This window comes from Pseudomonas petroselini, from assembly GCF_045037875.1.
In the GTDB taxonomy this organism is placed as follows: Bacteria; Pseudomonadota; Gammaproteobacteria; order Pseudomonadales; family Pseudomonadaceae; genus Aquipseudomonas; species Aquipseudomonas petroselini.
Genome location: NZ_CP173614.1, coordinates 5,065,942 through 5,091,682, shown reverse-complemented (window position 1 = coordinate 5,091,682; position 25,741 = coordinate 5,065,942). Strand labels below are relative to the sequence as shown.

At 61.9% G+C, this 25,741-nt stretch carries 29 protein-coding genes and 1 pseudogene; 11 read left to right on the top strand and 19 right to left on the bottom strand.

The features are described from left to right. Window positions 1-18: 18 nt before the first annotated feature. The 3 genes from infA to aat all read right to left on the bottom strand — a co-directional run bounded on the left by infA (window position 19) and on the right by aat (window position 1,781). Window positions 19-237: a translation initiation factor IF-1 gene (gene infA, locus ACI512_RS23365; RefSeq protein WP_002553999.1), complete on the bottom strand. Its 219-nt coding sequence runs from the start codon at window positions 235-237 to the stop codon at window positions 19-21. Window positions 238-337: 100 nt separating this feature from the next. After that, window positions 338-1,045 carry an arginyltransferase gene (locus ACI512_RS23360; protein ID WP_012724939.1) on the bottom strand — a complete coding sequence of 236 codons (708 nt, stop codon included), beginning with the start codon at window positions 1,043-1,045 and terminating at the stop codon, window positions 338-340. 55 nt (window positions 1,046-1,100) lie between these two features. Further along, window positions 1,101-1,781, bottom strand: coding sequence for a leucyl/phenylalanyl-tRNA--protein transferase (aat, locus tag ACI512_RS23355; protein ID WP_236383739.1), 681 nt, complete (start codon window positions 1,779-1,781; stop codon window positions 1,101-1,103). Window positions 1,782-2,277: 496 nt separating this feature from the next. Here aat and ACI512_RS23350 point away from each other — a divergent pair, with 496 nt between their 5' ends. From ACI512_RS23350 to cysG, 6 genes are read left to right on the top strand one after another with little or no spacing between them, the layout of a single operon-like run. Continuing rightward, on the top strand, window positions 2,278-4,686 hold the full coding sequence (locus ACI512_RS23350; RefSeq protein WP_236383740.1) for a DNA translocase FtsK: 2,409 nt from the start codon (window positions 2,278-2,280) through the stop codon (window positions 4,684-4,686). 54 nt (window positions 4,687-4,740) lie between these two features. Beyond that, window positions 4,741-5,364, top strand: a complete 624-nt coding sequence (gene lolA, locus ACI512_RS23345) for an outer membrane lipoprotein chaperone LolA (protein WP_064055398.1) — start codon at window positions 4,741-4,743, stop codon at window positions 5,362-5,364. 23 nt (window positions 5,365-5,387) lie between these two features. Continuing rightward, complete coding sequence (locus ACI512_RS23340; RefSeq protein ID WP_236383823.1) at window positions 5,388-6,710, top strand: replication-associated recombination protein A; 1,323 nt, start codon at window positions 5,388-5,390, stop codon at window positions 6,708-6,710. Continuing rightward, window positions 6,710-7,084: a fluoride efflux transporter CrcB gene (gene crcB / locus ACI512_RS23335; protein ID WP_012724934.1), complete on the top strand. Its 375-nt coding sequence runs from the start codon at window positions 6,710-6,712 to the stop codon at window positions 7,082-7,084. Before ACI512_RS23340 ends, crcB begins: the two co-directional genes overlap by 1 nt. Before the next feature lie 16 nt (window positions 7,085-7,100). Further along, the gene (serS, locus tag ACI512_RS23330) at window positions 7,101-8,381 is read left to right on the top strand and encodes a serine--tRNA ligase (protein WP_012724933.1); all 1,281 of its coding nucleotides are present in this window, start codon (window positions 7,101-7,103) and stop codon (window positions 8,379-8,381) included. After that, complete coding sequence (gene cysG / locus ACI512_RS23325; RefSeq protein ID WP_012724932.1) at window positions 8,382-9,776, top strand: siroheme synthase CysG; 1,395 nt, start codon at window positions 8,382-8,384, stop codon at window positions 9,774-9,776. Window positions 9,777-9,881: 105 nt separating this feature from the next. Here the strand turns inward: cysG and ACI512_RS23320 are convergent, their stop codons facing one another. The 6 genes from ACI512_RS23320 to tusD all read right to left on the bottom strand — a co-directional run bounded on the left by ACI512_RS23320 (window position 9,882) and on the right by tusD (window position 13,318). Beyond that, the gene (locus tag ACI512_RS23320) at window positions 9,882-10,877 is read right to left on the bottom strand and encodes a glutathione S-transferase family protein (RefSeq protein WP_250947830.1); all 996 of its coding nucleotides are present in this window, start codon (window positions 10,875-10,877) and stop codon (window positions 9,882-9,884) included. An 88-nt stretch (window positions 10,878-10,965) separates the two neighbouring features. Continuing rightward, a complete protein-coding gene (locus ACI512_RS23315) occupies window positions 10,966-11,967 on the bottom strand; it encodes a glycosyl transferase family protein (RefSeq protein WP_046035521.1) in 1,002 nt (333 codons plus the stop codon). Continuing rightward, window positions 11,964-12,299, bottom strand: a complete 336-nt coding sequence (locus ACI512_RS23310) for a TusE/DsrC/DsvC family sulfur relay protein (protein WP_012724929.1) — start codon at window positions 12,297-12,299, stop codon at window positions 11,964-11,966. Before ACI512_RS23310 ends, ACI512_RS23315 begins: the two co-directional genes overlap by 4 nt. Next, the gene (tusB, locus tag ACI512_RS23305) at window positions 12,296-12,574 is read right to left on the bottom strand and encodes a sulfurtransferase complex subunit TusB (protein WP_236380530.1); all 279 of its coding nucleotides are present in this window, start codon (window positions 12,572-12,574) and stop codon (window positions 12,296-12,298) included. Before tusB ends, ACI512_RS23310 begins: the two co-directional genes overlap by 4 nt. After that, window positions 12,574-12,924: a sulfurtransferase complex subunit TusC gene (gene tusC / locus ACI512_RS23300; RefSeq protein ID WP_012724927.1), complete on the bottom strand. Its 351-nt coding sequence runs from the start codon at window positions 12,922-12,924 to the stop codon at window positions 12,574-12,576. The genes tusB and tusC overlap by 1 nt, the downstream gene beginning before the upstream one ends. A gap of 1 nt (window position 12,925) precedes the next feature. Further along, window positions 12,926-13,318, bottom strand: coding sequence for a sulfurtransferase complex subunit TusD (tusD, locus tag ACI512_RS23295; RefSeq protein WP_236380525.1), 393 nt, complete (start codon window positions 13,316-13,318; stop codon window positions 12,926-12,928). 158 nt (window positions 13,319-13,476) lie between these two features. Here tusD and ACI512_RS23290 point away from each other — a divergent pair, with 158 nt between their 5' ends. Further along, on the top strand, window positions 13,477-14,652 hold the full coding sequence (locus ACI512_RS23290; protein ID WP_236380522.1) for a CaiB/BaiF CoA-transferase family protein: 1,176 nt from the start codon (window positions 13,477-13,479) through the stop codon (window positions 14,650-14,652). A 92-nt stretch (window positions 14,653-14,744) separates the two neighbouring features. Here the strand turns inward: ACI512_RS23290 and ACI512_RS23285 are convergent, their stop codons facing one another. After that, a complete protein-coding gene (locus ACI512_RS23285; RefSeq protein ID WP_010209629.1) occupies window positions 14,745-15,239 on the bottom strand; it encodes a SprT family zinc-dependent metalloprotease in 495 nt (164 codons plus the stop codon). Window positions 15,240-15,367: 128 nt separating this feature from the next. After that, complete coding sequence (locus ACI512_RS23280; RefSeq protein WP_012724924.1) at window positions 15,368-15,970, bottom strand: Yip1 family protein; 603 nt, start codon at window positions 15,968-15,970, stop codon at window positions 15,368-15,370. Window positions 15,971-16,350: 380 nt separating this feature from the next. On the opposite strand from ACI512_RS23280, the gene ttcA reads away from it, so the two are divergent. Together ttcA and ACI512_RS23270 are read left to right on the top strand one after the other, a co-directional pair. Continuing rightward, on the top strand, window positions 16,351-17,175 hold the full coding sequence (ttcA, locus tag ACI512_RS23275; RefSeq protein WP_046035515.1) for a tRNA 2-thiocytidine(32) synthetase TtcA: 825 nt from the start codon (window positions 16,351-16,353) through the stop codon (window positions 17,173-17,175). A gap of 67 nt (window positions 17,176-17,242) precedes the next feature. Beyond that, a complete protein-coding gene (locus tag ACI512_RS23270) occupies window positions 17,243-17,914 on the top strand; it encodes a DNA-3-methyladenine glycosylase I (RefSeq protein ID WP_236380518.1) in 672 nt (223 codons plus the stop codon). Between the two features lie 115 nt (window positions 17,915-18,029). Here the strand turns inward: ACI512_RS23270 and ACI512_RS23265 are convergent, their stop codons facing one another. From ACI512_RS23265 to arsC, 3 genes are read right to left on the bottom strand one after another with little or no spacing between them, the layout of a single operon-like run. Further along, window positions 18,030-18,449, bottom strand: coding sequence for a DUF2069 domain-containing protein (locus ACI512_RS23265; protein WP_064055407.1), 420 nt, complete (start codon window positions 18,447-18,449; stop codon window positions 18,030-18,032). Continuing rightward, on the bottom strand, window positions 18,433-19,047 hold the full coding sequence (gene wrbA / locus ACI512_RS23260) for an NAD(P)H:quinone oxidoreductase (protein WP_012724920.1): 615 nt from the start codon (window positions 19,045-19,047) through the stop codon (window positions 18,433-18,435). The genes ACI512_RS23265 and wrbA overlap by 17 nt, the downstream gene beginning before the upstream one ends. Continuing rightward, entirely contained in the window at window positions 19,044-19,397 is a 354-nt protein-coding gene (gene arsC / locus ACI512_RS23255) for an arsenate reductase (glutaredoxin) (RefSeq protein WP_012724919.1), read from the bottom strand. Before arsC ends, wrbA begins: the two co-directional genes overlap by 4 nt. A 115-nt stretch (window positions 19,398-19,512) precedes the next feature. Between arsC and ACI512_RS23250 the strand changes: the two genes are divergently transcribed. Beyond that, window positions 19,513-19,974: a TlpA disulfide reductase family protein gene (locus ACI512_RS23250; RefSeq protein ID WP_012724918.1), complete on the top strand. Its 462-nt coding sequence runs from the start codon at window positions 19,513-19,515 to the stop codon at window positions 19,972-19,974. 79 nt (window positions 19,975-20,053) lie between these two features. Here ACI512_RS23250 and ACI512_RS23245 read toward each other — a convergent pair whose 3' ends face one another. The 4 genes from ACI512_RS23245 to ACI512_RS23230 all read right to left on the bottom strand — a co-directional run bounded on the left by ACI512_RS23245 (window position 20,054) and on the right by ACI512_RS23230 (window position 24,866). Next, window positions 20,054-20,458, bottom strand: a complete 405-nt coding sequence (locus ACI512_RS23245) for an META domain-containing protein (protein WP_064055409.1) — start codon at window positions 20,456-20,458, stop codon at window positions 20,054-20,056. After that, window positions 20,455-20,895 (bottom strand): hypothetical protein, encoded by a 441-nt coding sequence (locus ACI512_RS23240; RefSeq protein WP_046035510.1) that lies wholly within the window; start codon window positions 20,893-20,895, stop codon window positions 20,455-20,457. Before ACI512_RS23240 ends, ACI512_RS23245 begins: the two co-directional genes overlap by 4 nt. Before the next feature lie 71 nt (window positions 20,896-20,966). Beyond that, the gene (locus tag ACI512_RS23235) at window positions 20,967-21,956 is read right to left on the bottom strand and encodes a 2-hydroxyacid dehydrogenase (protein ID WP_236380514.1); all 990 of its coding nucleotides are present in this window, start codon (window positions 21,954-21,956) and stop codon (window positions 20,967-20,969) included. Between the two features lie 156 nt (window positions 21,957-22,112). Next, window positions 22,113-24,866 carry a response regulator gene (locus ACI512_RS23230; RefSeq protein ID WP_064055412.1) on the bottom strand — a complete coding sequence of 918 codons (2,754 nt, stop codon included), beginning with the start codon at window positions 24,864-24,866 and terminating at the stop codon, window positions 22,113-22,115. 202 nt (window positions 24,867-25,068) lie between these two features. On the opposite strand from ACI512_RS23230, the pseudogene ACI512_RS23225 reads away from it, so the two are divergent. Continuing rightward, window positions 25,069-25,149, top strand: a pseudogene (locus ACI512_RS23225) (DNA-binding response regulator); the annotation flags it as partial. Window positions 25,150-25,159: 10 nt separating this feature from the next. Here the strand turns inward: ACI512_RS23225 and ACI512_RS23220 are convergent. Beyond that, a complete protein-coding gene (locus ACI512_RS23220) occupies window positions 25,160-25,675 on the bottom strand; it encodes a DUF2062 domain-containing protein (protein WP_012724913.1) in 516 nt (171 codons plus the stop codon). Window positions 25,676-25,741: the final 66 nt, after the last annotated feature.

Sequence of the window (25,741 nt, the reverse complement as noted above, 5' to 3'; positions counted from 1 at the left end):
CGTCTTGTATTGACTTGCTTAGCGAGCGCGGTAAGTGATGCGCCCTTTGCTCAAGTCATAGGGCGTCAGCTCGACGCGCACTTTGTCACCGGTAAGAATACGAATGTAGTTCTTGCGCATCTTGCCGGAGATATGCGCGGTTACGACGTGCCCATTTTCCAACTCCACACGAAACATGGTGTTGGGCAGGGTGTCGACGACAGTGCCTTCCATTTCGAAGCTGTCTTCTTTCGACATGCAGTAAAGCCCTCGGTATCCAGTGAATGGCCCGGTGCAACTGCGCCAGGCAAAAGCGGCGTGCATTGTGCCCGAAAAAGGGTGTTTAAGCCAAGGGGTTCTAGTTAAGTGTTACCCATCTTTGATTAATCAGCAGTTCAATAGGCCGATATTGGGTCTTGTAATTCATCTTTTTGCAGTTCTTGATCCAGTATCCGAGGTACACCGCCTCCAGTTCCTGGCGCAGTGCCTCACCGATTTGCCAGAGGATCGCAAAGCGTCCCAGGCTGCGGCGTTCTTCGGCCGGCTCGTAGAAGGTGTAGACCGCTGACAGGCCGTTAGGCAGCAAATCGGTCACGGCAACGGCCACCAGTCGGCCGTCTGCGCGGAACTCGTAGAAGCGCGAGAAGGGCAGGTCGCGCACCAGGAAGGTAGAGAACTGGTCGCGGCTGGGTGGGAACATATCGCCATCGGCGTGTCGCTCCTCGATATAGCGCTGGTAAAGGTCGAAGTATTCTTCGGTAAACCGAGGCTTGGCCGGCATCACTGTGAGGTCGGCGTTGCGCTTGAGGATGCGTTTCTGGTTGCGGTCCGGCAGAAACTGCGCCACGGGGATGCGTGCCGGTACACAGGCATTGCAGTTCTGGCAGTGAGGCCGGTACAGATGATCGCCGCTGCGCCGAAAACCCATCTCCGACAGGTCGGCATACACATGCACGTCCATAGGCTGGCTGGGGTCGAGGAACAGCGTGGTGGCCTGCTCGTCGGGCAGATAGCTGCAAGAGTGGGGTTGAGTGGCATAAAACTTCAAACGCGCCAACTCGGTCATGATCAACCCTCGGATAAGCTTTCAAATAAGTGTAAGCCAGGAGCGCGCAAGTCGCCTAAGAAACCCACGGTCCAGTGCTGGGTTGGTCCAGATGATCGCGCAGGAAACCTGCGAAGTCGCTGCGGGAGATGGCGCGGGCACCCAGGCTGTGCAGGTGGTCGTTGGGCATCTGGCAGTCGATCAGTACAAAACCCCAGGCCTGCAATTGACGGGTCAGGGTGGCGAAGCCGAATTTTGAGGCGTTGTCGGCGCGGCTGAACATGGATTCGCCGAAAAACAGCTGGCCCATCGCCAGGCCATACAGGCCGCCCACCAGTTCACCGTTGTCCCAAACCTCCACCGAATGCGCATAGCCGCGCTGGTGCAGTGCCAGGTAGGCGTTCTGGATGCTCTCGGTGATCCAGGTGCCGTCGGCATAGGCGCGCGGTGCTGCGCACGCTTGAATGACGGCAGCGAATTCCTGGTCGAAGGTCACGGTGTAGCGCTGCTGGCGCAACAATTTGCCCAGGCTGCGCGATATATGCAGCTCGTCGGGGAATATCACCGTGCGGGGATCGGGCGACCACCAGAGGATCGGCTGGCCCTGCGAAAACCACGGGAAACAACCGTGGCGGTAGGCTTGGATCAGTCGCTCGGCCGATAAATCGCCACCGGCCGCGAGCAGGCCATTGGGTTCGCGCATGGCTTTGGCCAGCGGGGGGAAAGTCAGTGAGTCGCGTTGTAACCAGGTCAGCATGGCATCCAGGCTTACGGAAGGGGAGGGGAGTGGGCAGCGATGGTGTCTGCCCCAAGGGTTGATTATTGTCGACGCAGCGCTCTGGGGCCAGTCCGAATCGGCCATTGACGCGCATTAGCGTGAGCGGGTGTTTCTGCAACTCTCTGCATAAGGCGTGGTCGTAATCGGGTCTGGCCCATGCAGGCATTTTGCCAAGCTTGCCTGGATTAGTAAAAACAGCTCATAAGCCTTTGTCAGCAAAGACAATGCATGCTCAAATTGGGCCTCTTGTGAGATGTCATTGGCCAGGCTGTTTGAAGAACGCCAAGCGGCGTGGCATCAGGCACACAAACCCGTACAATGCGGCCATTGTGGCGCTGCTGCCATTTCATCCAGCAATCGCCCGGTGTTAAAAGTAGATTCAACCACGCTCGTTCATTTTTCAGCTGCTCGGATTGGGCAGTATTTGCAGTCATTCAACAGATGGACGCGCTAAAGGCGCAGGAAAAGACCCGTTTTGAAGAAATCCGCCGCAACACCTAAAGCAGCAGTCGTGCCCGCTTGGCGCCAGCACCTGCATTATCGCCTCAAGGAAGGTGCGTTGATCGCCATCGGCGCGCTGTGCCTGTTCCTGATGATGGCCTTGCTGACGTACGGCAAGGACGATCCGGGCTGGAGCCATAACAGCAAGATCGAAGACGTGCAGAACTTCGGTGGGCCTGCCGGTTCCTACAGCGCCGATATCCTGTTCATGGTGCTGGGTTACTTCGCCTATATCTTCCCATTGCTGCTGGCGATCAAGACCTGGCAGATCTTCCGCCAGCGTCACGAGCCGTGGCAGTGGAGTGGCTGGCTGTTCTCCTGGCGGCTGATCGGCCTGGTGTTCCTGGTGTTGTCCGGGGCGGCATTGGCGCACATTCATTTCCATGCACCCACCGGCCTGCCGGCGGGCGCGGGCGGGGCGCTGGGCGAAAGCCTCGGCGACCTGGCGCGCAAGACCCTGAATATCCAGGGCAGCACCCTGATGTTCATCGCGCTGTTCCTGTTCGGCCTCACCGTGTTCACCGACCTGTCGTGGTTCAAGGTGATGGACGTGACCGGCAAAATTACCCTCGACCTGCTGGAGCTGTTCCAGGGCGCCGCCAACCGCTGGTGGGCGGCCCGCGTCGAGCGCAAGCGCATGGTGGCGCAGCTGCGTGAAGTGGACACCCGCGTCAACGAAGTCGTGGCCCCGAGCACACCGGACCGGCGTGAGCAGGCCAAGGTCAAGGAACGCCTGATCGAACGCGAGCAGGCCCTGAGCAAACACATGTCGGACCGCGAGAAGCAGGTGCCGCCGGTGATCGCTCCCGCGCCGCCTAAACCGGCCGAGCCGAGCCATCGCGTGCAGAAAGAGAAGCAGGCGCCGCTGTTTGTCGACAGCGCCGTCGAAGGCACCTTGCCGCCGATCTCGATCCTCGACCCGGCCGAAAAGAAACAACTCAACTATTCGCCGGAATCCCTGGCGGCCGTCGGCCATCTGCTGGAAATCAAGCTCAAGGAATTCGGCGTTGAAGTGTCGGTGGACTCCATCCACCCAGGCCCGGTGATTACCCGGTATGAAATCCAGCCGGCTGCGGGGGTGAAGGTCAGCCGTATCTCCAACCTGGCGAAGGATTTGGCCCGTTCCCTGGCCGTGACCAGCGTGCGCGTGGTGGAAGTCATCCCCGGCAAGACCACCGTGGGTATCGAGATTCCCAACGAAGACCGCCAGATCGTGCGCTTCTCCGAGGTGCTGTCGACGCCGGAATACGACAACTTCAAATCGCCGGTCACCCTGGCCCTGGGTCACGACATCGGCGGCAAGCCGGTGATCACCGACCTGGCGAAAATGCCCCACCTGCTGGTGGCCGGTACCACCGGCTCGGGTAAGTCGGTGGGTGTGAACGCGATGATCCTGTCGATCCTGTTCAAGTCCGGCCCGGACGACGCCAAGCTGATCATGATCGACCCGAAGATGTTGGAATTGTCGATCTACGAAGGCATCCCGCACCTGCTGTGCCCGGTGGTGACCGACATGAAGGACGCCGCCAACGCCCTGCGCTGGAGCGTGGCCGAGATGGAGCGTCGCTACAAGCTGATGGCGAAGATGGGCGTACGGAACCTGTCGGGCTTCAACGTCAAGGTCAAGGAAGCCCAGGACGCCGGTACACCGCTGACCGATCCGCTGTACAAGCGCGAAAGCATTCACGACGAAGCGCCGTTGTTGACCAAGCTGCCGACCATCGTGGTGGTGGTCGACGAATTCGCCGACATGATGATGATCGTCGGCAAGAAGGTTGAGGAACTGATCGCGCGTATTGCCCAGAAGGCCCGTGCCGCCGGTATTCACTTGATTCTTGCGACCCAGCGTCCGTCGGTGGACGTGATCACCGGCCTGATCAAGGCCAACATTCCGACGCGCATGGCGTTCCAGGTGTCGAGCAAGATCGACTCACGGACCATCATCGACCAGGGCGGCGCCGAACAACTGCTCGGCCACGGTGACATGCTCTACATGCCACCGGGCACCAGCCTGCCAATCCGGGTTCACGGTGCCTTCGTTTCCGACGATGAGGTCCACCGTGTGGTGGAAGCCTGGAAACTGCGCGGTGCGCCGGAGTACAACGACGACATCCTCGCGGGCGTTGAAGAGGCCGGCAGTGGCTTTGACGGCGGCAGCAGCGGTGGCGACGATGATGCCGAGACCGACGCGTTGTACGACGAAGCCGTGGCCTTTGTGCTGGAAAGCCGTCGCGCCTCGATCTCGGCGGTACAGCGCAAGCTGAAAATCGGCTACAACCGCGCCGCCCGCATGATCGAAGCCATGGAAAACGCCGGCGTCGTCACCGCAATGAACACCAACGGTTCGCGCGAAGTCATTGCCCCCGGGCAGATGCGCGACTGATCCCGTGCCGCGTGGCAACACGCGGCGCGCCCTGACTACTCAATGAGGACTCCCATGCGTCTTATCCGCATGCTGTTGTTGCCGGCACTGGCCCTGACTGCTGTTTCGGCGCACGCCGACCCGGCCTCCGTCGCCAGCCTGAAGAACCTGCTGGACAAATCCCAGACCCTGACCGCGCGCTTCTCCCAGATGACCCTGGATGCCGGTGGCACCCAGTTGCAGGAAACTGCCGGCGAAATGGCCGTGCAGCGCCCTGGCCTGTTCTACTGGCACACCGAAGGCAAGGCCGAGCAAACCATCGTTTCCGACGGCCAGAAGGTCACCCTGTGGGACCCGGACCTGGAGCAAGCGACCATCAAGAAGCTCGACCCGCGCTTGAACCAGACCCCGGCGCTGTTGCTGTCGGGTGATGTGTCGAAGATCAACGACAGTTTCGACATCACCTCCAAGCAAACCAGCAACGTGATCGAGTTCACCCTCAAGCCGAAATCCAAGGACACGCTGTTTGACACACTGTCCCTGTCGTTCGGCAACGGCGTGATCAATAACATGCGCCTGGTCGACAGCGTCGGCCAGCGCACCGATATCCTGTTCTCCGGGGTCAAGGCCAACCAGCCGGTGCCCGCGTCCAAGTTCAAGTTCGACATCCCCAAGGGTGCCGACGTGATCCAGGAATAATCTAGAGGTTTCAAACGCTGCCCATGGACCTGTTTCGAAGTGACCCGATTGCCCAGCCTTTGGCGGCGCGCTTGCGTTCGACCAACCTGGATGAGTACGTCGGTCAGGAACACCTGCTCGCTCGCGGCAAGCCTTTGCGCGAAGCCCTGGAGCAGGGCGCGCTGCATTCGATGATTTTCTGGGGGCCGCCGGGAGTGGGTAAGACCACCCTGGCGCGGCTGCTGGCGAAAGTCTCCGACGCGCACTTCGAAACAGTCTCGGCGGTCCTCGCCGGGGTCAAGGAGATCCGCCAGGCGGTGGAAGTCGCCAAGCAGCAGGCCGGGCAATACGGCAAGCGCACCATCCTGTTTGTCGATGAAGTGCATCGCTTCAACAAATCGCAGCAGGATGCGTTCCTGCCCTATGTGGAAGACGGCACGCTGATCTTTATCGGTGCCACCACCGAGAACCCTTCGTTTGAATTGAACAACGCCTTGCTTTCGCGGGCGCGCGTCTATGTGCTGAAAAGCCTGGACGAAGCGGCGATGCGAAAGCTGTTGCAGCGTGCGTTAAGCGAAGACAAGGGTCTGGGCAAGCGCCAGCTGAGTCTCAGCGATGAAGGCTTCAAGATTCTGATGAGCGCCGCAGACGGTGACGGGCGCCGCTTTCTCAACCTGCTGGAAAACGCCTCGGACCTCGCCGAAGACGGCAATCAAATTGGCGTCGACCTCCTGCAAAGCCTGCTCGGCGATACGCGTCGGCGCTTCGACAAGGGCGGCGAAGCCTTCTACGACCAGATCTCGGCGCTGCACAAATCCGTACGCGGTTCCAACCCGGACGGCGCGCTGTACTGGTTCGCGCGCATGATCGACGGCGGCTGCGACCCGCTGTACCTTGCCCGCCGCGTAGTGCGCATGGCCAGCGAAGACATCGGCAACGCCGACCCTCGTGCGCTGAGCCTGTGCCTGGCGGCGTGGGAAGTTCAGGAGCGCCTGGGCAGCCCGGAAGGCGAATTGGCAGTGGCCCAGGCCATTACCTATTTGGCCTGCGCACCTAAAAGCAACGCGGTGTACATGGGCTTCAAGTCCGCGCTGCGCGCCGCGGCCGAACACGGCTCCCTGGAAGTGCCGCTGCACCTGCGCAACGCGCCGACCAAGCTGATGAAACAGCTGGGCTACGGTGATGAATACCGTTATGCCCATGATGAACCGGACGCCTATGCTGCCGGTGAAGATTACTTCCCCGACGACCTTGAGCCACAGCCGTTCTACCAGCCGGTGCCCCGTGGCCTGGAGCTGAAAATCGGTGAAAAGCTCAATCACCTCGCGCAACTCGACCGGCTCAGCCCCAAACAGCGGAGAAAGTAGTGTTTAAGACGATTCTTGCCGTGTCCGCAGCCGGCATCGCTGGTACATTATTGCGTTTCGCCGCTGGCACCTGGGTCAGCGCCAACTGGCCGAAGCATTTTTATGCGGCGACCCTGGCGGTCAACCTGGTGGGCTGCCTGATCATCGGGCTCTTGTACGGCTGGTTCCTGTTGCGTCCGGAAGTGCCGATTGAAATTCGTGCCGGCTTGATTGTCGGCTTTGTAGGCGGTCTGACGACCTTTTCATCCTTTTCACTGGATACGCTGCGCCTGCTGGAAAGCGGGCAGGCCCTGATAGCCTTCGGGTACCTGGGCATCAGCGTGTTCGGCGGGCTGCTCGCCACCTGGGCCGGCCTGTCCTTGACCAAACTTTGATAAACGAGAGACCGACATGCTCGATTCCAAACTGTTACGTAGCAACCTTCAGGACGTAGCGGACCGCCTGGCATCCCGTGGCTTTGCCTTGGATGTTGCGCGCATCGAAGCGCTGGAAGAACAGCGCAAGACCGTCCAGACCCGCACCGAAGCACTGCAGGCTGAGCGGAATGCGCGTTCCAAGTCCATCGGTCAGGCCAAGCAGCGCGGCGAAGACATTGCGCCGTTGATGGCGGATGTTGAGCGCATGGGCACCGAGCTGTCCGACGGCAAGGTCGAGCTGGAAAAAATTCAGTCCGAGCTGGATTCGATCCTGCTCGGCATCCCTAACCTCCCGCACGAATCCGTGCCGATTGGCGAAGACGAAGACGGCAACGTCGAAGTCCGCCGTTGGGGCACGCCAACAGCCTTTGATTTCGAGATCAAGGACCACGTTGCCCTGGGCGAACTGACCGGCGGCCTGGATTTTGAAACTGCCGCCAAGATGTCCGGCGCACGCTTTGCCTTGCTGCGCGGCCCGATCGCGCGCATGCACCGCGCCCTGGCGCAGTTCATGATCAACCTGCACACCGCCGAACACGGTTACGAAGAGGCCTACACCCCGTATCTGGTGCAGGCACCGGCGCTGATGGGCACCAGCCAGCTGCCGAAATTCGAAGAAGACCTGTTCAAGATCAGCCGCGACGGCGAAGCCGACCTGTACCTGATCCCTACCGCCGAAGTGTCGCTGACCAATATCGTCTCCGGCGAGATCCTCGACGCCAAGCAACTGCCGCTGAAGTTCGTGGCCCACAGCCCGTGCTTCCGCAGCGAAGCCGGTGCGTCGGGCCGTGACACCCGCGGCATGATCCGCCAGCACCAGTTCGACAAGGTCGAGATGGTGCAGGTGGTCGAGCCGTCGACCTCCATGGAGGCCCTCGAAGGCCTGACCGCCAACGCCGAACGCGTCCTGCAACTGCTGGAGCTGCCGTACCGCGTGCTGGCGCTGTGCACCGGCGACATGGGTTTCAGCGCCGTGAAGACCTACGACCTCGAAGTGTGGGTGCCGAGCCAGGACAAATACCGCGAGATTTCGTCGTGCTCTAACTGCGGTGATTTCCAGGCCCGTCGCATGCAGGCGCGTTTCCGCAACCCGGAAACCGGCAAGCCGGAGCTGGTCCACACCCTCAATGGTTCCGGTCTGGCTGTAGGCCGCACCCTGGTGGCCGTGCTGGAAAACTACCAGCAGGCTGACGGTTCTATCCGCGTACCTGAAGTGCTCAAGCCGTACATGGCGGGCGTTGAGGTCATCCGCTAAATGGAATTTCTGCCGCTGTTTCATAACCTGCGCGGCAGTCGCGTGTTGGTCGTCGGTGGCGGGGAGATTGCCTTGCGCAAATCCCGGCTGCTGGCGGATGCCGGTGCGGTGCTGCGAGTGGTTGCTCCCCAGATCGAAGACCAGTTGCGTGAGCTGGTGCAGGGCAGTGGCGGGGAACTGATGTTGCGCGGTTATCAGGAGGCCGACCTCGACGGTTGCACCCTGATCATCGCGGCAACGGACGACGAGCCGCTGAACGCGCAAGTGTCCAGCGATGCCAAGCGCCGTTGCGTGCCGGTCAATGTGGTGGATGCGCCAGCCTTGTGCAGTGTGATCTTCCCGGCGATCGTCGACCGCTCACCGTTGGTGATTGCCGTGTCCAGCGGCGGTGATGCGCCGGTGCTGGCGCGCTTGATCCGCGCCAAGCTGGAAACCTGGATTCCGTCCACTTACGGCCAATTGGCCGGGTTGGCGGCGCGTTTTCGTGCCCAAGTCAAAGGGTTGTACCCGGATGTGCAGCAGCGTCGCGCGTTCTGGGAAGAGGTGTTCCAAGGCCCGATTGCCGACCGCCAGTTGGCCGGGCAGGGTGATGAAGCTGAGCGCCTGCTGATCGAGAAGGTCAATGGCGCGCCACCTTATGCGCCGGGCGAGGTCTATCTGGTCGGTGCCGGCCCGGGTGATCCCGACCTGCTGACCTTCCGCGCCCTGCGTCTGATGCAGCAAGCTGACGTGGTGCTGTATGACCGCCTGGTCGCTCCGGCGATCCTCGAACTGTGTCGCCGTGATGCCGAGCGCATCTATGTTGGCAAGCGTCGCGCCGACCACGCGGTGCCGCAAGACCAGATCAACCAGCAACTGGTGGACCTGGCCAAGCAAGGCAAGCGCGTGCTGCGCCTCAAGGGTGGCGATCCGTTCATCTTTGGTCGTGGTGGCGAAGAGATCGAAGAACTGGCGGCCCATGGCATCCCGTTCCAGGTGGTGCCGGGGATCACGGCGGCCAGCGGTTGCGCGGCATATGCCGGGATTCCGCTGACCCACCGTGACTACGCGCAGTCCGTACGCTTTATCACCGGGCATTTGAAGAATGGGACGTCGGACCTGCCCTGGCAGGACCTGGTGGGACCCTCGCAGACCCTGGTGTTCTACATGGGTTTGATTGGCTTGCCGATCATCTGCGAACAGCTGATCAAGCATGGGCGTGCGGCGGATACACCGGCGGCGTTGATCCAGCAGGGCACCACGTCCAACCAGCGCGTGTTCACCGGCACCCTGGCGGATTTGCCGCGCATGGTGGCGGAGCATGAAGTGCATGCACCGACGCTGGTGATCGTCGGTGAAGTGGTGGTGTTGCGCGAGAAGCTGAAGTGGTTCGAAGGCGCACAATCCCAGGTCTGAGCCTTAAAAGCATCGGGAGCAAGCCCCCTCCCACATTGGAATGCATTCCAATGTGGGAGGGGGCTTGCTCCCGATGACGCCTTCAGACACAGCACTGCATATGGATCAGCCCCAGACAGCACTGCCGTTTAGCCGCCCACGATCATGCGCAGTATCAAACGCTTGCAACGGCCCCTTCGGCACAATCCCCGTCGGGTTGATCGTGCGGTGACTGGCATAGTAATGCCCTTTGATATGCTCGAAATCCACCGTCTCGGCCACCCCCGGCCACTGATACATCTCCCTCAGCCAATTCGACAGGTTCGGATAATCCGCAATCCTGCGCAGGTTGCATTTGAAGTGGCTGTAATACACCGCATCAAAGCGAATCAGCGTGGTGAACAGCCGCACATCCGCTTCAGTTAGGTATTCGCCTGCCAGGTAACGATGGTCGCCTAAGTGCTGTTCCAGGTGATCCAGCTCCGCAAACACATCATCAAACGCACGTTCATACGCCTGCTGTGAGGTGGCAAAGCCTGCGCGATACACGCCGTTGTTCACCGCTGGGTAAATACGTTCGTTCAACGTGTCGATGGTCGTGCGCAGCGGCTCGGGGTAGAAATCCAGAGTGTTGCCGGTCAATTCATTAAAGGCACTGTTGAACATGCGGATGATCTCCGCCGATTCATTGCTGACGATGCGCTGCAGCTTTTTGTCCCATAGCACCGGCACGGTGACGCGTCCGGTGTAGTCCGCAGTGTCGGCGGTGTAGCGCTGGTGCATAAACGCAAAGTCGTCGAGTTTGTCGCCGGTCGAGCCGTGGGCCTTGTCGAAGGTCCAGCCGTTTTCGAGCATCAACCAACTGACCACGGACACATCGATCAGGCTTTCCAGGCCCTTGAGCTTGCGCAGGATCAGGGTGCGATGCGCCCACGGGCAGGCGAGGGACACGTAAAGGTGGTAGCGACCGGCCTCGGCCTTGAAGCCGCCTTCGCCGCTCGGGCCGGGCGCGCCATCGGCGGTCACCCAGTGGCGGCGTTGCGCTTGTTCGCGTTGGAAAGCGCCATCTGCGCTACTTTCGTACCACTGGTCTTTCCAGTGTCCTTCGATCAGCAAACCCATGACTGGCTCCTTGGCTAATAAGCGTTGGAGCCCAGTCTAAAGGGATGAGTTCGAACTAAAAGCGCAAATACCGGGCGTGAATAATCGATTAAATCGATTTGTCCCGTGCGGCCCAATACTGCTGGGCCAATTCAAAGGCTTGCTCCCTTGGGTGGCCCAGGCCGCGCAAGGCCAGGGCCATGGTGGCGATCAGCGCCAATTGCGGGTAGCTGTCCTCAACGTCACCGCGCCACACGGCCTTCAGGTGTTCGGGTTCGAGCGTGGCTGGCTTGACGTGGCGCTGGGCGGAGAGGGCGGGCCATTCTTCGTCCCAGCTTTCGCCAGCGGTGGTGCCGTACAGATGGCTGAGGGTGTCAGGGTTGATCTCGACCTCGCCGCCATCCCCTTTCACCACGATCACATTGTCACCCAGCAAGCCGCTGGCATCGCGGTGCACGCCCTGATAACCCGGATGGAAAATGCTTTGCAGCCCCAGGCGTGCCTGCAGCGGGTTGAGCAGGCGCGCCAATGAGTGGATCGGCGAGCGCAGGCCCAGAGTGTTGCGCAAGTCGATCATGCGCTGCAATTGCGGCGCCCAATCACCCAGTGGAATAAACGCCAGGTTGCCTTGCGCATAGGCGGCCTCGACCTGCTGCCAGTTACGGCACAGCGGGATCTGTAAACCTTCGAGCAATTGCTCGGTGTACAGCCGGCCCGCCGTGTGTGCGCCACCCCCGTGCATGAGGATGCGCACGCCGTTCTGCGCCAGGCACTTGGCCGCCAGCAGGTACCACGGCAAATGGCGTTTCTTGCCGGCGTAGGTGGGCCAGTCGACATCCACGTTCAGCGCCGGGGCGTGCAGGCGCTCGCGCACGGCTTCGGTGAAGCCTGCAAGTTCCTCTGGGCTTTCTTCCTTGTGGCGCAACAGCATCAGGAAGGCGCCGAGCTGGGTGTCCTCGACTTTTTCGTCGAGCAGCATGCCCATGGCCTCGCGGGCCTCTTCGCGGGTGAGGTTGCGCGCACCGCGCTTGCCTTTGCCCAGGATGCGCACGAATGGCGCAAACGGGTGCTCGGCAGGCGTTTCAAGGGTCAGCGGGGCAAAGTCGGTCATAAGCAATTCGTCGGCCTGGGCAGGCCCGCCAGCTTGGCGGCGAGTTTGGCGGGAGTGCCGTTGAACAGTTTGTTGAGGTGCAGGCTGTTGCCCTTTTCCGGGCCCAGTTTCAAGGCGGTGTACTTGATCAATGGGCGCGTGGCCGGGGACAGCTGGAATTCGGCATAGAACTGACGCAGCAGCGTGAGGATTTCCCAATGGTCTGCGGTCAATTCCAGGGTTTCGGCGGCGGCCAGGGCGTTGGCCACCTCATCGGACCATGCGTTGAGGTCAACGAGGTAGCCGTCCTTGTCCAGTTCCAGGGTGCGTGCGCCAACGGTCAGGGTGTTCATAGCCAACTGTTGACCTTGTCGTAGTCGAGCGACAACTGCACGAAGCCTGGGTAATCCACGCTATCGGCCCAATCCGGGAGCGGCAGGTTGCGTGCCTGCATGTCCTCGGCCAGCACAAAGACTTTCACGCCTTTGGTGTGCAAGACGGGGCTGTGGAGCCCGTAGGCGCCATCGCCGCAGAGCAGGATGGCGTCTTCGGCGCCGCAGATACGCAGGCAGCTGTCGAGGCGGCTATCGGTAAACGGGGAGTGGGAAACCACATGGAGAGTCGACATCAGAGGGTAATCACTTGGTCGTAACGGTCAATCAGCGCGGCGATCGCGGCACTGTCCAGCGGCTCGGCGCTGACGGGCATCGTGAGGCCGCGCGCGGCCAGGCTGTGGCGGCAGGCGAACACCTCATCGATGCCGAACAGGCCCAGCGCCTGGAGGTTGGCGCTGAGGTCTTTTTGCTGCACGGCCTTGGCGTCCTGGTGCGGCGCCAGTTGGAACACGCCGTCATCGAGGAACAGCAGGCCAATCGGCAGATCGAAGGCGCCACCGGCCAAAACGATGTCCAGCGCTTCGCGGGCGCTTGGCCCGGACCACGGTGCCTGGCGGCTGATCACCAATAGGGATTTGGACATGTCACGGGCCTCCAAAACAGATCAGGCGGTCGGCGGCCTGGGTGGCGTCGTGCAATTGCCCCAAGCCCGACAGCTCCCAAGGCGCCTCGAGGTTGACCGCGCTGCGTTGATAGCGCGTGGCCTCCTCCTGGTTGAGCACGCCACGGCGCAAGGCGGCGGCGATGCACACCACGCTATCAAGCTGGTGTGCGCTGACAAACTCGCGCCATTGGTGCGCAATGTCTTGCTCGTCCTGGGGCGCAACGAGGTTATTGGACGCGCTGTAGACGCCGTCCTGATAGAAAAACAGCCGCACAATCTCATGCCCGCCGGCCAGCGCCGCCTGGGCGAACAGCAGGGCGCGGCGCGAGGAGGGCGCGTGGGCGGCGGAAAACAGTGCAATCGCAAACTTCATGGAACACTCTGCAAGCAAACGTCGGCCAATGATAAAGCCGTCGCCCTGAAAAAGCCCGCCGTGATCAAAACAGTCACTGTCGATGACTGTTCAGGCGATTGCCGGTAGGCGCAAGGCTGCCTAGTCTGTGGGCATTCAAATGCCGAAATGGAGTTTCCATGTCAGGTCCCTTGGCGTCACTCAAAGTGTTGGATTTTTCCACCTTGCTGCCTGGTCCATTCGCCTCGTTGATGCTGGCGGACATGGGCGCCGAGGTGCTGCGCATCGAATCGCCCACGCGCATGGACCTGTTGCGCGTCCTGCCGCCTCACGACCAGGGCACGTCAGCCAGCCATGCCTACCTCAACCGCAACAAGCGTAGCCTGGCGCTGGACCTCAAGCAGGCCGAGGCGCTGGAGATCGTACGGGCGTTGGTGAAAGAGTACGACATTGTGCTCGAACAGTTCCGACCGGGGGTGATGGAGCGGTTGGGGCTGGGGTATGAGACATTGAAGGCGATCAACCCCCGGCTGATCTATGTGTCGATCACCGGGTACGGCCAGACCGGGCCCTACAAGGACCGCGCCGGGCACGATATCAATTACCTGGCGCTGGCCGGGGTGGCCAGCTACACCGGACGCCAGGACACCGGGCCGTTGCCGCTGGGCGTGCAGTTGGCGGATGTGGGCGGCGGTTCGCTGCATGCGGTGGTGGGGCTGCTTGCGGCGGTTATCGCCCGGCAGCAGAGCGGGGTCGGCCAATACTTGGACGTGAGCATGACCGACTGCTCGTTCAGCCTGAACGCCATGGCCGGCGCGGGTTACCTGGCGTGTGGGGTGGAACCGGAGCGGGAAGGCCACGTGCTCAATGGCGGCAGCTTCTACGACTATTACCGCTCGCGGGATGGGCGCTGGATGTCGGTGGGCAGCCTGGAGCCCGCGTTCATGCAGCCATTGTGTGACGCGTTGGGGCGTCCGGATTTGGTGTCGATGGGCCTGAGGCCTGAGCAGCAGCCAGCGCTGAAGCAGGCGCTGCAGGTGGAGTTTGAGAAGCGCAGCTTTGATGAGTTGTGCGCGTTGTTCGCTGCGGTGGATGCGTGTGTGGAACCGGTGCTGAGCTTGCGTGAGGCGGTGGAGCATCCTCAGTTGAAGGCGCGGGCGTTGGTGAGCCAGGTGCCACGGGGCGATGGCTCGACCCAGGCGCAACTGGCCTGCCCGCTGAAGTTTTCCGAGGGGTTGCCTGAGCCCAGGCATATGGGCGCTGCGGTTGGGGCGCACAGTGATGAGGTGTTGGCGGAGTTGGGGTTCAGTGCTCAGCGCATAGAGGATTTGCGGCGGGCCAGGGTTGTAGGGTGACTGAACCGACGCCATCGGGAGCAAGCCCCCTCCCACATTTTTACCCGGTTCACCCTTTGGATGTGGGAGGGGGCTTGCCCCCGTTGAGGCCCTTACTCCACGCGGGTTTCCCCTGTAAACACCAAGGTCTGGCGACACCGCCGACACAAATACCGCCGCCCCTGAGCCACCATGCCATGGCGCTGTGACGAAAATGGAAAGTCACTGTCCGCACACGGGCATCGGTAGATATAGCGAGTCACCTGGCGGCGCTTCACTTCATAGGTGTGGCAACGGTCCGGCGGCAGTTCATAGACCCCGCGCATGATCAATTGCCATTCTTCGCCATGGGGCTGGATGCGCTCGCCGAACAATTGGTGGGCAATCAAGTGCGCCACTTCATGGGCCACGGTCTGTTTGAGGAAGTGTTGGCTGTTCTCACGGTACAACTGTGGGTTGAAACGCAGCAGGTTCTCGTGCAAATGCGCGACACCGGCCTTCTGGCCCCGCAGCTTGAGGCTGACCTGGGGGCGTTTGAAGCTTCGTTTGAAAAAGGATTCGGCTTGTAGGAAACAATCTTCGACGCGGGTATTGAGTTGCTCGGGCATGCTGTACATATCTCCAGAGACGTCCAGTATGCCGCAAAGCTGGGTGTTTCCGAATCTGTCAGGCGCCGAATGGTCATGCATAACGCACAAAGCCACCTTGCGGTGGCCTTGCCTACGGATTTATCCGCTCAGTTGGTGTAGATCGGACCCACGCCCAAGCCCCAGACGATCACGGTAAACGCCATGATCGCCACCAGTACCACCAGGCCCACGGCCAGCACCGAGCTGGAAAACAGGAAACCCTCGTCCGGGTCGATGCTCATGAACGTCGGCAGCCCTACGTACAGCAGGTACACCGTGTAACAAATGGCCGCCGTGCCCACCACCATGCCCAGCCACATATGCGGATAGAGCGCGGCCAGCCCGCCGATGAACAGCGGCGTCGCGGTGTAGGTGGCAAACGCCACGCAGCGCGCCATGCTGGGGTTGGCATCGTAGGTGCGTGCCATCCAGTGAATGAACGCTCCCATCACTGCCACGCCGCCGAGCATGGCGGCGTAGGACATGAGGGTCATCCACAGTGCGCTTTCCTGGGTCAGCATCACCGGCGCGCGGTTGCCGATGACCCAGCCGACCTGGGTGGTGCCGATAAAGGCGGATACGGCGGGGATCGCCGCGAGAATCAGGGTATGGGTGAGGTACATGTGGCCGATGCTTTCTTCTTTATCGCCACGGATTTCCCGCCATTCCTGGTCGGGGTGGGTAAACAGCCCCACGACGTGATGGATCATGCCAGTCACTCCTGTCGTTGTTACCATCGCCCCCCATCGGAGCGCCCACGGGCCAAAAGGCCTCAAAGGTCCTGGATACATGTGCGACCTCTAGTCGCAGTATAGGAAGGGATGACCGGGATGACTGTAAGGCCTTTAGAGCAAATTGCGCTGTAAACACGGGGGTTAATCGCGGCGGGGTCTGTAGGTGGCGATGTGATTCAAGGGGAGGCTTTCATCGCCTAGCCAATGGGGCTGCTGCGCAGCCCAGCGCGGGGCAAGCCCGCTCACCACAACAAGCCCGCTCACCACAGCAAGCCCACTCCCACATTGGAACTCAGCGGGTCATGAAGGTAAAATACCCGGCTTTTCGTCACACACCTTTTGCGGATCCAAGCGCCATGGGCACTCTTACGGTCAACCAGAACAAACTGCAAAAACGCCTGCGTCGCCTGGCCGGTGAAGCGGTCGCCGATTTCAATATGATCGAGGACGGCGACAAGGTCATGGTCTGCCTCTCCGGCGGCAAAGACAGCTACACCCTGCTCGACGTGCTGCTGCATCTGCAAAAAGTCGCGCCGATCCAGTTCGAGATCGTCGCCGTCAACATGGACCAGAAACAGCCAGGTTTTCCTGAACATGTGCTGCCGGCCTATCTCAAAGAGTTGGGCGTCGAGTACCACATCGTTGAAAAAGACACCTATTCGGTGGTCAAGGAACTGATTCCGGAAGGCAAGACCACCTGCTCGCTGTGCTCGCGCCTGCGCCGTGGCACGCTCTACACCTTCGCCGATGAGATCGGTGCGACCAAGATGGCCCTGGGTCATCATCGCGATGACATCGTCGAGACCTTCTTCCTCAACATGTTCTTCAACGGCTCGCTCAAGGCCATGCCGCCCAAGCTGCGGGCCGATGACGGGCGCAACGTGGTGATCCGCCCTCTGGCGTATTGCAACGAGAAAGACATCCAGGCCTACTCCGACTTCAAGCAGTTCCCGATCATCCCGTGCAACCTGTGCGGTTCCCAGGAAAACCTGCAGCGCCAGGTGGTCAAGGAAATGCTGCTGGACTGGGAGCGCAAGACCCCAGGTCGTACCGAAAGCATCTTCCGCAGTCTGCAGAATGTGATCCCCTCGCAGTTGGCCGACCGCAACCTGTTCGACTTCGCCAGCCTGAAGATTGATGAAACCGCCGCGTCGCGCTTCGTTAATGTTGTGAACCTCTGAGCTGATTCGATGCTCTGACACACGGCGCTCGCGGGCGCCGTTTTCAATTCAATTGCCAGGAGAGGGCATGCGCGATTACAAGTGGCTGCACGAATATTGTCTGAACCGCTTCGGTTCGGCGGCCGAGTTGGAAGCCCATCTGCCTGTTCCCAAGACTGCGGCGCAGTTGCGCAAGATCAGTGATGATCGCTACTTGTCGACCCTGGCGCTGCGCGTGTTTCGTGCGGGCTTGAAGCACAGCGTGGTCGATGCCAAGTGGCCGGCGTTCGAACAGGTGTTTTTTGGCTTCGACCCGGAAAAGGTCGTGCTGATGGGCGCTGAGCACCTGGAGCGGCTGATGCAGGACACGCGGATCATCCGCCACCTGGGCAAGCTCAAGAGTGTGCCGCGCAATGCGCAGATGATCCTCGACATTGAGCAGGAGAAGGGCAGCTTCGGCGCGTTTGTCGCCGACTGGCCGGTGACCGATATCGTCGGACTGTGGAAGTACCTGAGCAAGCACGGCCATCAACTCGGCGGGCTGTCAGCGCCGCGTTTCTTGCGCATGGTCGGCAAGGATACGTTTGTGCCGAGTGATGACGTGGTCGCCGCGCTGAACGCGCAGAAGATCGTCGATAAGGCGCCGACCAGCCTGCGCGACCTGGCGACGGTGCAGGGCGCGTTCAACCAGTGGCATGCCGAGAGTGCCCGGCCGATGTGCCAGTTGTCGATGATGCTGGCCTACACCGTCAACCACTGATCAGCGCTTATTGTGGCGAGGGAACTTGCTCCCGCTGGAGTGCGAAGCGCTCCCAAAAGATCTTGGGGCTGCTGCGCAGCCCAACGGGAGCAAGCTCCCTCGCCACAGGGTGTGATCAGTTGGGTTGCGAATCAACGGCCAACCGGCGATTGAGCTGATGCCGCCACCGCACATACAACAACGCCGTACAAAACACCGCCAGGCTCGCCAGCATCTCCAGCACCCCGAACCCTTGCCGGTTCGGGTCATACGCCGCCAGCGCGCCCTTGATGAAATACAGGTTCACCACAAAGCACATCCACGAATGCCCGCGTGCGCTGCCCAGCAGCATGCCTGGCGCCAGCATCAGCAGTGGCACCAATTCGATCAGCAGGATCACCCACGGCCGTGCGCCGTGAAGGTCAGCGACGAACAGGTAGTACACGCAGAGCAAACCCACCAGGCCAAAAAACGCCAGCAGGCTCAGTGCCCGGGCCACCTTGACCCGTGGCTCGAGCCACGCCTGGGGCGGCAGGACCTTAGGCTTTCTGGCCACGGCCGTTCTCCAGCAGCGTGGCAGTGTTGGCCAGGCGCAGGCCAAGGGCGCGGCACAGGGCGATTTCATGTTGATCGAGCAGGCGCTTGCCGTCCGGTCCCGCATGGTGGCTGGCACCATACGGCGTGCCGCCGCCCTGGGTATCGAGCAACGCTTGTTCGCTGTAGGGCAAGCCGGTGATGAGCATGCCGTGGTGCAGCAACGGCAGCAGCATCGACATCAGCGTGGTCTCCTGGCCGCCATGCAGGCTGGCGGTGGAGGTAAACACACCGGCCGGCTTGCCGACGAGGGCGCCGGTAAGCCACAGGTTGCTGGTGCCGTCGAGGAAATACTTGAGCGGCGCGGCCATGTTGCCGAAGCGGGTCGGGCTGCCCAGGGCCAGGCCCGAGCAGTGCTTCAGGTCATCGAGGCTGGCATACAGCGCGCCTTCCTCCGGAATGCTCGGCGCCACGGCTTCGCACTCGGTGGAGATCGCCGGCACGGTGCGCAGCCGGGCTTCCATCCCGCCTTGCTCGATGCCCCGGGCAATCTGCCGGGCCATTTCGCTGACCGAGCCGTTGCGGCTGTAATACAACACCAGCACATACGGCGACGTCACGGCAGGATCTCCACTACGTTTTCCGGCGGACGGCCAATGATGGCTTTGTCGGCGGTCTCCAGGATCGGGCGTTCCATCAGCTTCGGGTGCGCGGCGATGGCAGCGATCAATTGGGCTTCGCTGAGGCTGGCGTCGGCCAGGTTGAGGGTCTTGTATTCGTCTTCACCGCTGCGCAGCAGTTGGCGCGCGCTGATCCCCAGTTTGCCCAGCAACGCCTTCAACTGTGCGGCGTCCAGCGGGGTTTCCAGGTAACGCACCACGGTAGGCGTGAGGCCGCGGGCTTCCAGCAGTTCCAGCGCACCGCGGGATTTCGAGCAGCGCGGGTTGTGATAAAGCGTCAGATCGGTCATGTGCGGGTCGCATCTTGCGTAAGGTGGCGGGTATTCTACCCGCGCAGCGACCTGTCCTTAAACCGTAAGAGGCGATAGGTCGCAGCCAACGTTCATTTTTGCGAAGGATTACCCCATGACAAGGCGACTGATCGGTGCATTGGCGATCATCACAACCCTGCTGCTCAGCGGCTGCGGTAACGATTACGGCGTTGACCAATATGGCCAGAAAGTGGCGGCCGAGCGCTTGGACAAGCAGTGGCTGGTGGTCAATTACTGGGCTGAATGGTGTGGCCCGTGCCGCACGGAAATCCCCGAGCTCAATGCCTTGGCCGAACAACTGAAGGCGCAGAACGTGGGCGTGTTCGGGGTCAACTTCGACAATGTGCAGGGCGCCGAATTGAAGGAAGCCAGTGAGAAGCTGGGCATCAAGTTCACGGTGCTGGCGCAGAATCCGGAGGGGATCTTCGATATTCCACGCAGCGAGGCGTTGCCGGTGACCTACATCATTGATGACAAGGGCAAGGTGCGCGAGCAGTTGATGGGTGAGCAGACGGCGGAAGGGGTGTTGGCCAAGCTCAAGGCCTTGCGCGGTTAAAGCCACAACTCAAAATAACTGTGGGAGGGGGCTTGCCACCTCCCACATTTAGCTTCCATCAATCCATAGAGTGGGAAAATCAGCCTTCTTCGAGCCACAGGCGAATCGGCTTGCCTTCGGCCGGCCAGAACCGCGTCTGTTCGATCGGCGAGATGTCCCAGCGCTGCACGCCTTGCAGGGCCTGGAAGAAGCGGTGTTCCTGTTCCATCAGGGCTTCGCCGCAGAGTTTGCGAGTGCTGCCGATCTTGCCGAAGCTGAGCGTGTCGCCTTCCAGGGTGTACGGCGCAAACCAATGGTTGCAGCCGCCATTGCCGTAGGCGCGGCCATCGGCGCCGAGGGTGACGGTCAGGTGCGCGTAATCCATCAGCGGCCGTTCGCCAATCCATTCCACCACGTAGCTGTGATCCTGCTTGAGCTTGACCGAGTCCCCGGCACAGCCCGTCAAGGCCGCACCGACGGCGGCGAGCAGAAGCAGGCCTTTCATTGTGCGGCCTTCTGGCATTTAGGGCAGCGGTGTTTGTCGCCCTCGCTGGCCCAGCCCAACTCGGCGATCCGCGCATTGGCGGCCGGTTGCAGCGGCGCTTTGGTCAGCTTGGTTTCCACCGCAAATTCGAACTCCAACACCGCATCGCAGCTGTCGCAGTTGACCTTCCAGGTGTGAATCTCCAACTCGCCGAACTTCGGCCCCTGGGCCATCGCGACCCACTGGCCCGCCGGGCGGATGGAGTAGCGCGCGTCACCTTCGACGGTGAGGCGCATCGACAGGGTTTTACTGCCGCGCAGGGTGACGATCAGCACGTCGCCATGCTTGATCGAACCACCGTTGCCAGTCACCTGGTAACGGCCCGGCACCAGGGCGCGGCATTCGATCAGGGTGTGTTGCGGGCTCAGCAAACTGAAGCGGAAATCGTGTTCGGCCATGGATCCTCCAAATAGGCGCGGCATCCTATCACGGGTGCCGGCTCATCATGAGCCTGGTATGTGACCGCTGATCATCCTTCGACCAGGTTCTGCGCCCGGCCCTCGGCCCAGGCGGCAATGTTGGCCAACGTGGTACCGGCGATGGCCGCCAGGGCTTCGCGGGTGAGAAACGCCTGGTGGGCGGTGATGATCACAGTGGGGAAGGTCAGCAGGCGCGCGAGGACGTCGTCCTGCAGGGGCAGGTCGGAGCGGTCCTCGAAAAACAGCTGCGCTTCTTCCTCATACACATCCAGCCCGAGGTAGCCGAGTTGGCCGTCCTTGAGCGCCTCGATCAGCGCCGGGGTGTCGACCAGCCCACCGCGGCCGGTGTTGATCAGCATCGCGCCGGGCTGCATCTGCGCCAGCGAGCGGGCGTTGATCACGTGTTTGCTGTCGGCGGTGAGCGGGCAGTGCAGGCTGATGATCTGCGCCTGGGCCAGCAATTCGGGCAGGGTTACGTAGCGCGCGCCCAGGGCCTCGACCTGCGGGTTAGGGACGGGGTCATAGGCGAGCAGTCGGCAACCGAAGCCGGCCATGATCTTGGCGAAGGTGGCGCCGATCTGCCCGGTACCGACCACGCCGACGGTCTTGCCCACCAGGTCGAAACCGGTGAGGCCATGCAGGCTGAAATCGCCATCACGGGTGCGGTTGTAGGCGCGGTGCAGGCGGCGGTTAAGCGCGAGGATCAGCGCGACCGCGTGTTCGGCCACCGCGTGGGGCGAATAGGCCGGCACGCGCACGACGGTCAGTCCCAGGCGCTTGGCGGCGGTCAGGTCCACATGGTTGTAGCCCGCCGAGCGCAGGGCGATCAGCCGCGTGCCGCCCTTGGCCAACTGTTCCAGCACCGGGGCGCTGAGGTCGTCGTTGATAAACGCGCACACCACTTCGTGGTGTTCGGCCAGGGCCACGGTGTCGAGGTTGAGCCGGGCGGGCTGGAACTGCAGCGCCAGGCCTGGCGGCAGCGGCTCGCCGAGAAAGCTGTCGCGGTCGTAGGTTTGGCTGCTGAAAAAAATGACGCGCATCAAAAAGCTCCCTGCAATTAATCCGTCGGAAACGCTGATCAATGGTGGGAGGGGGCTTGCTCCCGACTAGTGTGTGTCAGCTACAGATGCTTCGATTGACACGACGCTATCGGGGCAAGCCCCCTCCCACAGGTGATCAGCGCCCATAAAGTAGCGTCAGGCGCTGACCCGCGCTTCGCTGGCCAGCCGGGCAATGGCCATGTCCAGCTCGTCCAGCGCGTGCTGGGCCTTGGCGTCGTCCTGCTTGAGCAGGGTTTCGGCGCGGTGGCAGGCGGCGCGCAGTTGCGGTACGCCGCAGTAACGGGTCGCGCCGTGCAGGCGGTGCACACGTTCGATCAGGGCGCTGTTGTCGTTGGCGTCGCGGGCAATGGTGATGGCCAGGCGATCGGCCTCCAGGGAGGCCAGCAACATGGCGAGCATATCCGCCGCCAGGTCAGCCTTGCCGGCGGCCAGACGCAAGCCTTCTTCATGATCCAGCACCGGCAGTTGCACGCCGGGGCCGAGGCCGTCGGTGGCGCGTTCCGGGCCTTGATTGCGCAGGGCCAGACCGGTCCATTTCAACACCACTTGGGCCAGTTGCCGCTCGCTGATGGGTTTGGTCAGGTAATCGTCCATGCCGCTTTGCAGCAAGGCGCGTTTTTCGTTGGCCATGGCGTGGGCGGTAAGGGCAACCACCGGCAATGGCGTGCCGCTGCGCTCGCTTTCCCACTGGCGGATCGCCTCGGTGCTTTGGCGGCCGTCCATGCCGGGCATCTGCACGTCCATCAGCACCAGGTCGAAGGTGTCCTGCTTCACCGCGTCGATGGCCGCATACCCGCTTTCCACCGCACGCACCCGTGCGCCCATGTCTTCCAACAGGGTCTGCACCAGCAGCAGGTTCGCCGGGTTGTCGTCCACGCACAGCACGCGCGGCGCCCGGCTGGAGAGCGGCTCGCCCGGTTCGCTGCGCGACGGGCGTGGGCTGATCAGGTCGGACAACGCACGGCGCAGTTTGCGCGTGCACGCCGGCTTGGCCTGCAACTGGCTGTTGGGGTTGGGCACCGATTGGTTGAACAGCATCTGTTCGGTAGTGGGGCACAGCACCAGCACTTTGCAGCCCAGGTGTTCAAGGTCCCACAAGTGCTGGTTGAGGCGCTCGGGCGGGATGTCATTGGCGGTCACGCCGAGGACCGCGAGGTCAATCGCCTGGTCGGTCTGGTGGGCGCTGGTGATGCCGTTGGTCAGGCTTTCAAGGCTGGTGAACGGCGTGACTTCCAGGCCGCAGTCTTCCAGTTGATGCTGCAGCGCCTGGCGCGCCAGCTCGTGGTTTTCCAGCACGGCCACACGATGGCCCAGCAGCGGCGCGGACGGCAGGTCTTCGACGTCGTCACGGGTCTTGGGCAGGTTCAGGCTGATCCAGAACTCCGAGCCTTCGCCCGGCGTACTGTCGACGCCGATTTCACCGCCCATCTGCTCGATCAGGCGCTTGGAGATCACCAGCCCCAACCCGGTGCCGCCGGGCTGGCGCGACAGTGAGTTGTCGGCCTGGCTGAAGGCCTGGAACAGCGCGCGCACGTCCTGGCTGGACAGGCCGATGCCGGTGTCTTGCACGCTGATGCGCAATTGCACGCTGTCTTCCTGCTCGTCCTCGATCATCGCCCGGGCGACGATGGTGCCTTCGCGGGTGAACTTGATCGCGTTGCTGATCAGGTTGGTGAGGATCTGCTTGAGGCGCAGCGGGTCGCCCACCAGCGCCAGCGGCGTGTCGCGGTAGACCAGGCTCACCAGTTCCAGCTGCTTGGCATGCGCCGCGGGGGCAAGGATGGTCAGGGTGTCTTGCAGCAAGTCCCGCAGGTTGAACGGGATGCTGTCGAGGACCAGCTTGCCGGCTTCGATTTTCGAGAAGTCGAGGATTTCGTTGATGATGCCCAGCAGGTTGTCGGCGGATTTTTCGATGGTGCCCAGGTAATCAAGCTGACGCGGCGTGAGTTCGCTCTTCTGCAGCAAGTGGGTAAAGCCGAGGATGCCGTTGAGCGGCGTGCGGATCTCGTGGCTCATGTTGGCCAGGAACTCCGACTTGATGCGGCTGGCCTCCAGGGCCTCCTTGCGCGCCAGGTCCAGCTCGATGTTCTGGATCTCGATGGTTTCCAGGTTCTGGCGCACGTCTTCGGTGGCCTGGTCGATGCTGTGTTGCAGTTCTTCCTGGGCATTCTGCAGGGTCTCGGCCATGCGGTTGATGCCCGAGGCGAGTTGGTCGAGTTCCTGGCTGCCCAGCGGTGGCAAGCGGGTTTCCAGGTTGCCGTCCTTGAGTTGGGCCACGGCTTGCTTGATCTGGCCGATCGGTGAGTTGATCGTACGGCTGATGCGCAGGGCCAGCGCCGCGGTGCAGATCAGGCCGATGGCGATCAGCAACAGGCTGGCGAACAGGCTGCGGTAGCCACGCAACAGCATGCCATTGTGGGACAGTTCCACCTCGACCCAGCCCAGCAGGCGATCGGCCTCATCCGGGATCAGGTCGCCGGCGAGGTTGCGATGGCGGCCAAACACCGGCAGCAAATAGCGGGTGGCGTCATTGCCGGTGCGCTGCAGCAGGTGAGAGCTGTTGCCGATCGGCGGCTGGTTGAGCATGGTCGGGCCGGCGTGGGCGAGCGATGCGCGGTCCGGGCTGAGGAATGACACGGCGCGAACGTCCGGCTGCTCCAGGGACTGGGTGGCGATGCGCTCCAGCAGGTCGGTGTTGCGAGCGCTCAGGGCGGGCGCCACCAGCGGGGCCAACTGCTCGGCGATCATTTCGCCGCGTTGCAGCAGTTGGGTCTGCAGTTCGGAGAGCTGCATCCAGGTGAAATAGCCCCCCAACAGTGAGGCCATCAGGCTGGTCGGTAATAACGTCAGCAACAGTACGCGGCCTTTTATCCCCATTCTTGTCAGCACGCCACTCTCCTGCTACCACATTGATATCTACGGAATTGCGCGGGCATCCGGCCCGCGCCACCTGCGCAGTGTAGCCATTTGCGCGGCGAGGAATCTTGCAAATTAATGACAGATGGCAATCTTCAAGCCAATTGGCGTCCGGCGGCGATTGCCCACGGCGGGGGAATCTTGAGTGATCAGCCATTAAGAATGACTGGCAGACCGCCGCAAGCTCAAGGCCATCGGCTACACCGAGCGCGAAGTGCGCAGGGTGTGGGGCAAGGGCTGCGCGTGCAGTTGCGCTGGCGGGCCTGCTAGGCGCGGCGTTGTTTGCGCTTTTTCCACTGATGGGCAACCCACCAGCGCCAATAGCCCATGGTCAGGCAGTAGGCGAGGGCGCCCAGCACCAGTCCCAACACCACTGAACCGAGCAGGAACGGCTGCCATAAGGTGCTCAGTTGGCCGCTGATCCATTCCCAGGTCAGGTCATCGGGCAGGCTGCGGGGCGGCACATTCATCAGCCAGGCGCCGGTCATGTAGGTGCAGATAAAGACCACCGGCATGGTAATCGGGTTGGTCAGCCACACCAGGCTGACCGCGATGGGCATATTGCCGCGCACCGTGATCGCCAGGACCGCCGCCAGCAGCATCTGCAAAGGAATCGGGATAAAGGCCGCGAACAAACCCACGGCCATTGCGCGTGCGACCGAGTGGCGGTTGAGGTGCCAGAGGTTCGGGTCATGCAGCAACGTGCCGAGAAACTGTAATGACTTGTGTTCCCGGATACTGCTGGGATCAGGCATATACCGTTTGAATAAGCGCCGGGGCATAAGGGGTCCAGGTCAGTTCGAGGGGCAAGTATGCCCGCATTCTATAAACAGAAAATTCAGACTTTG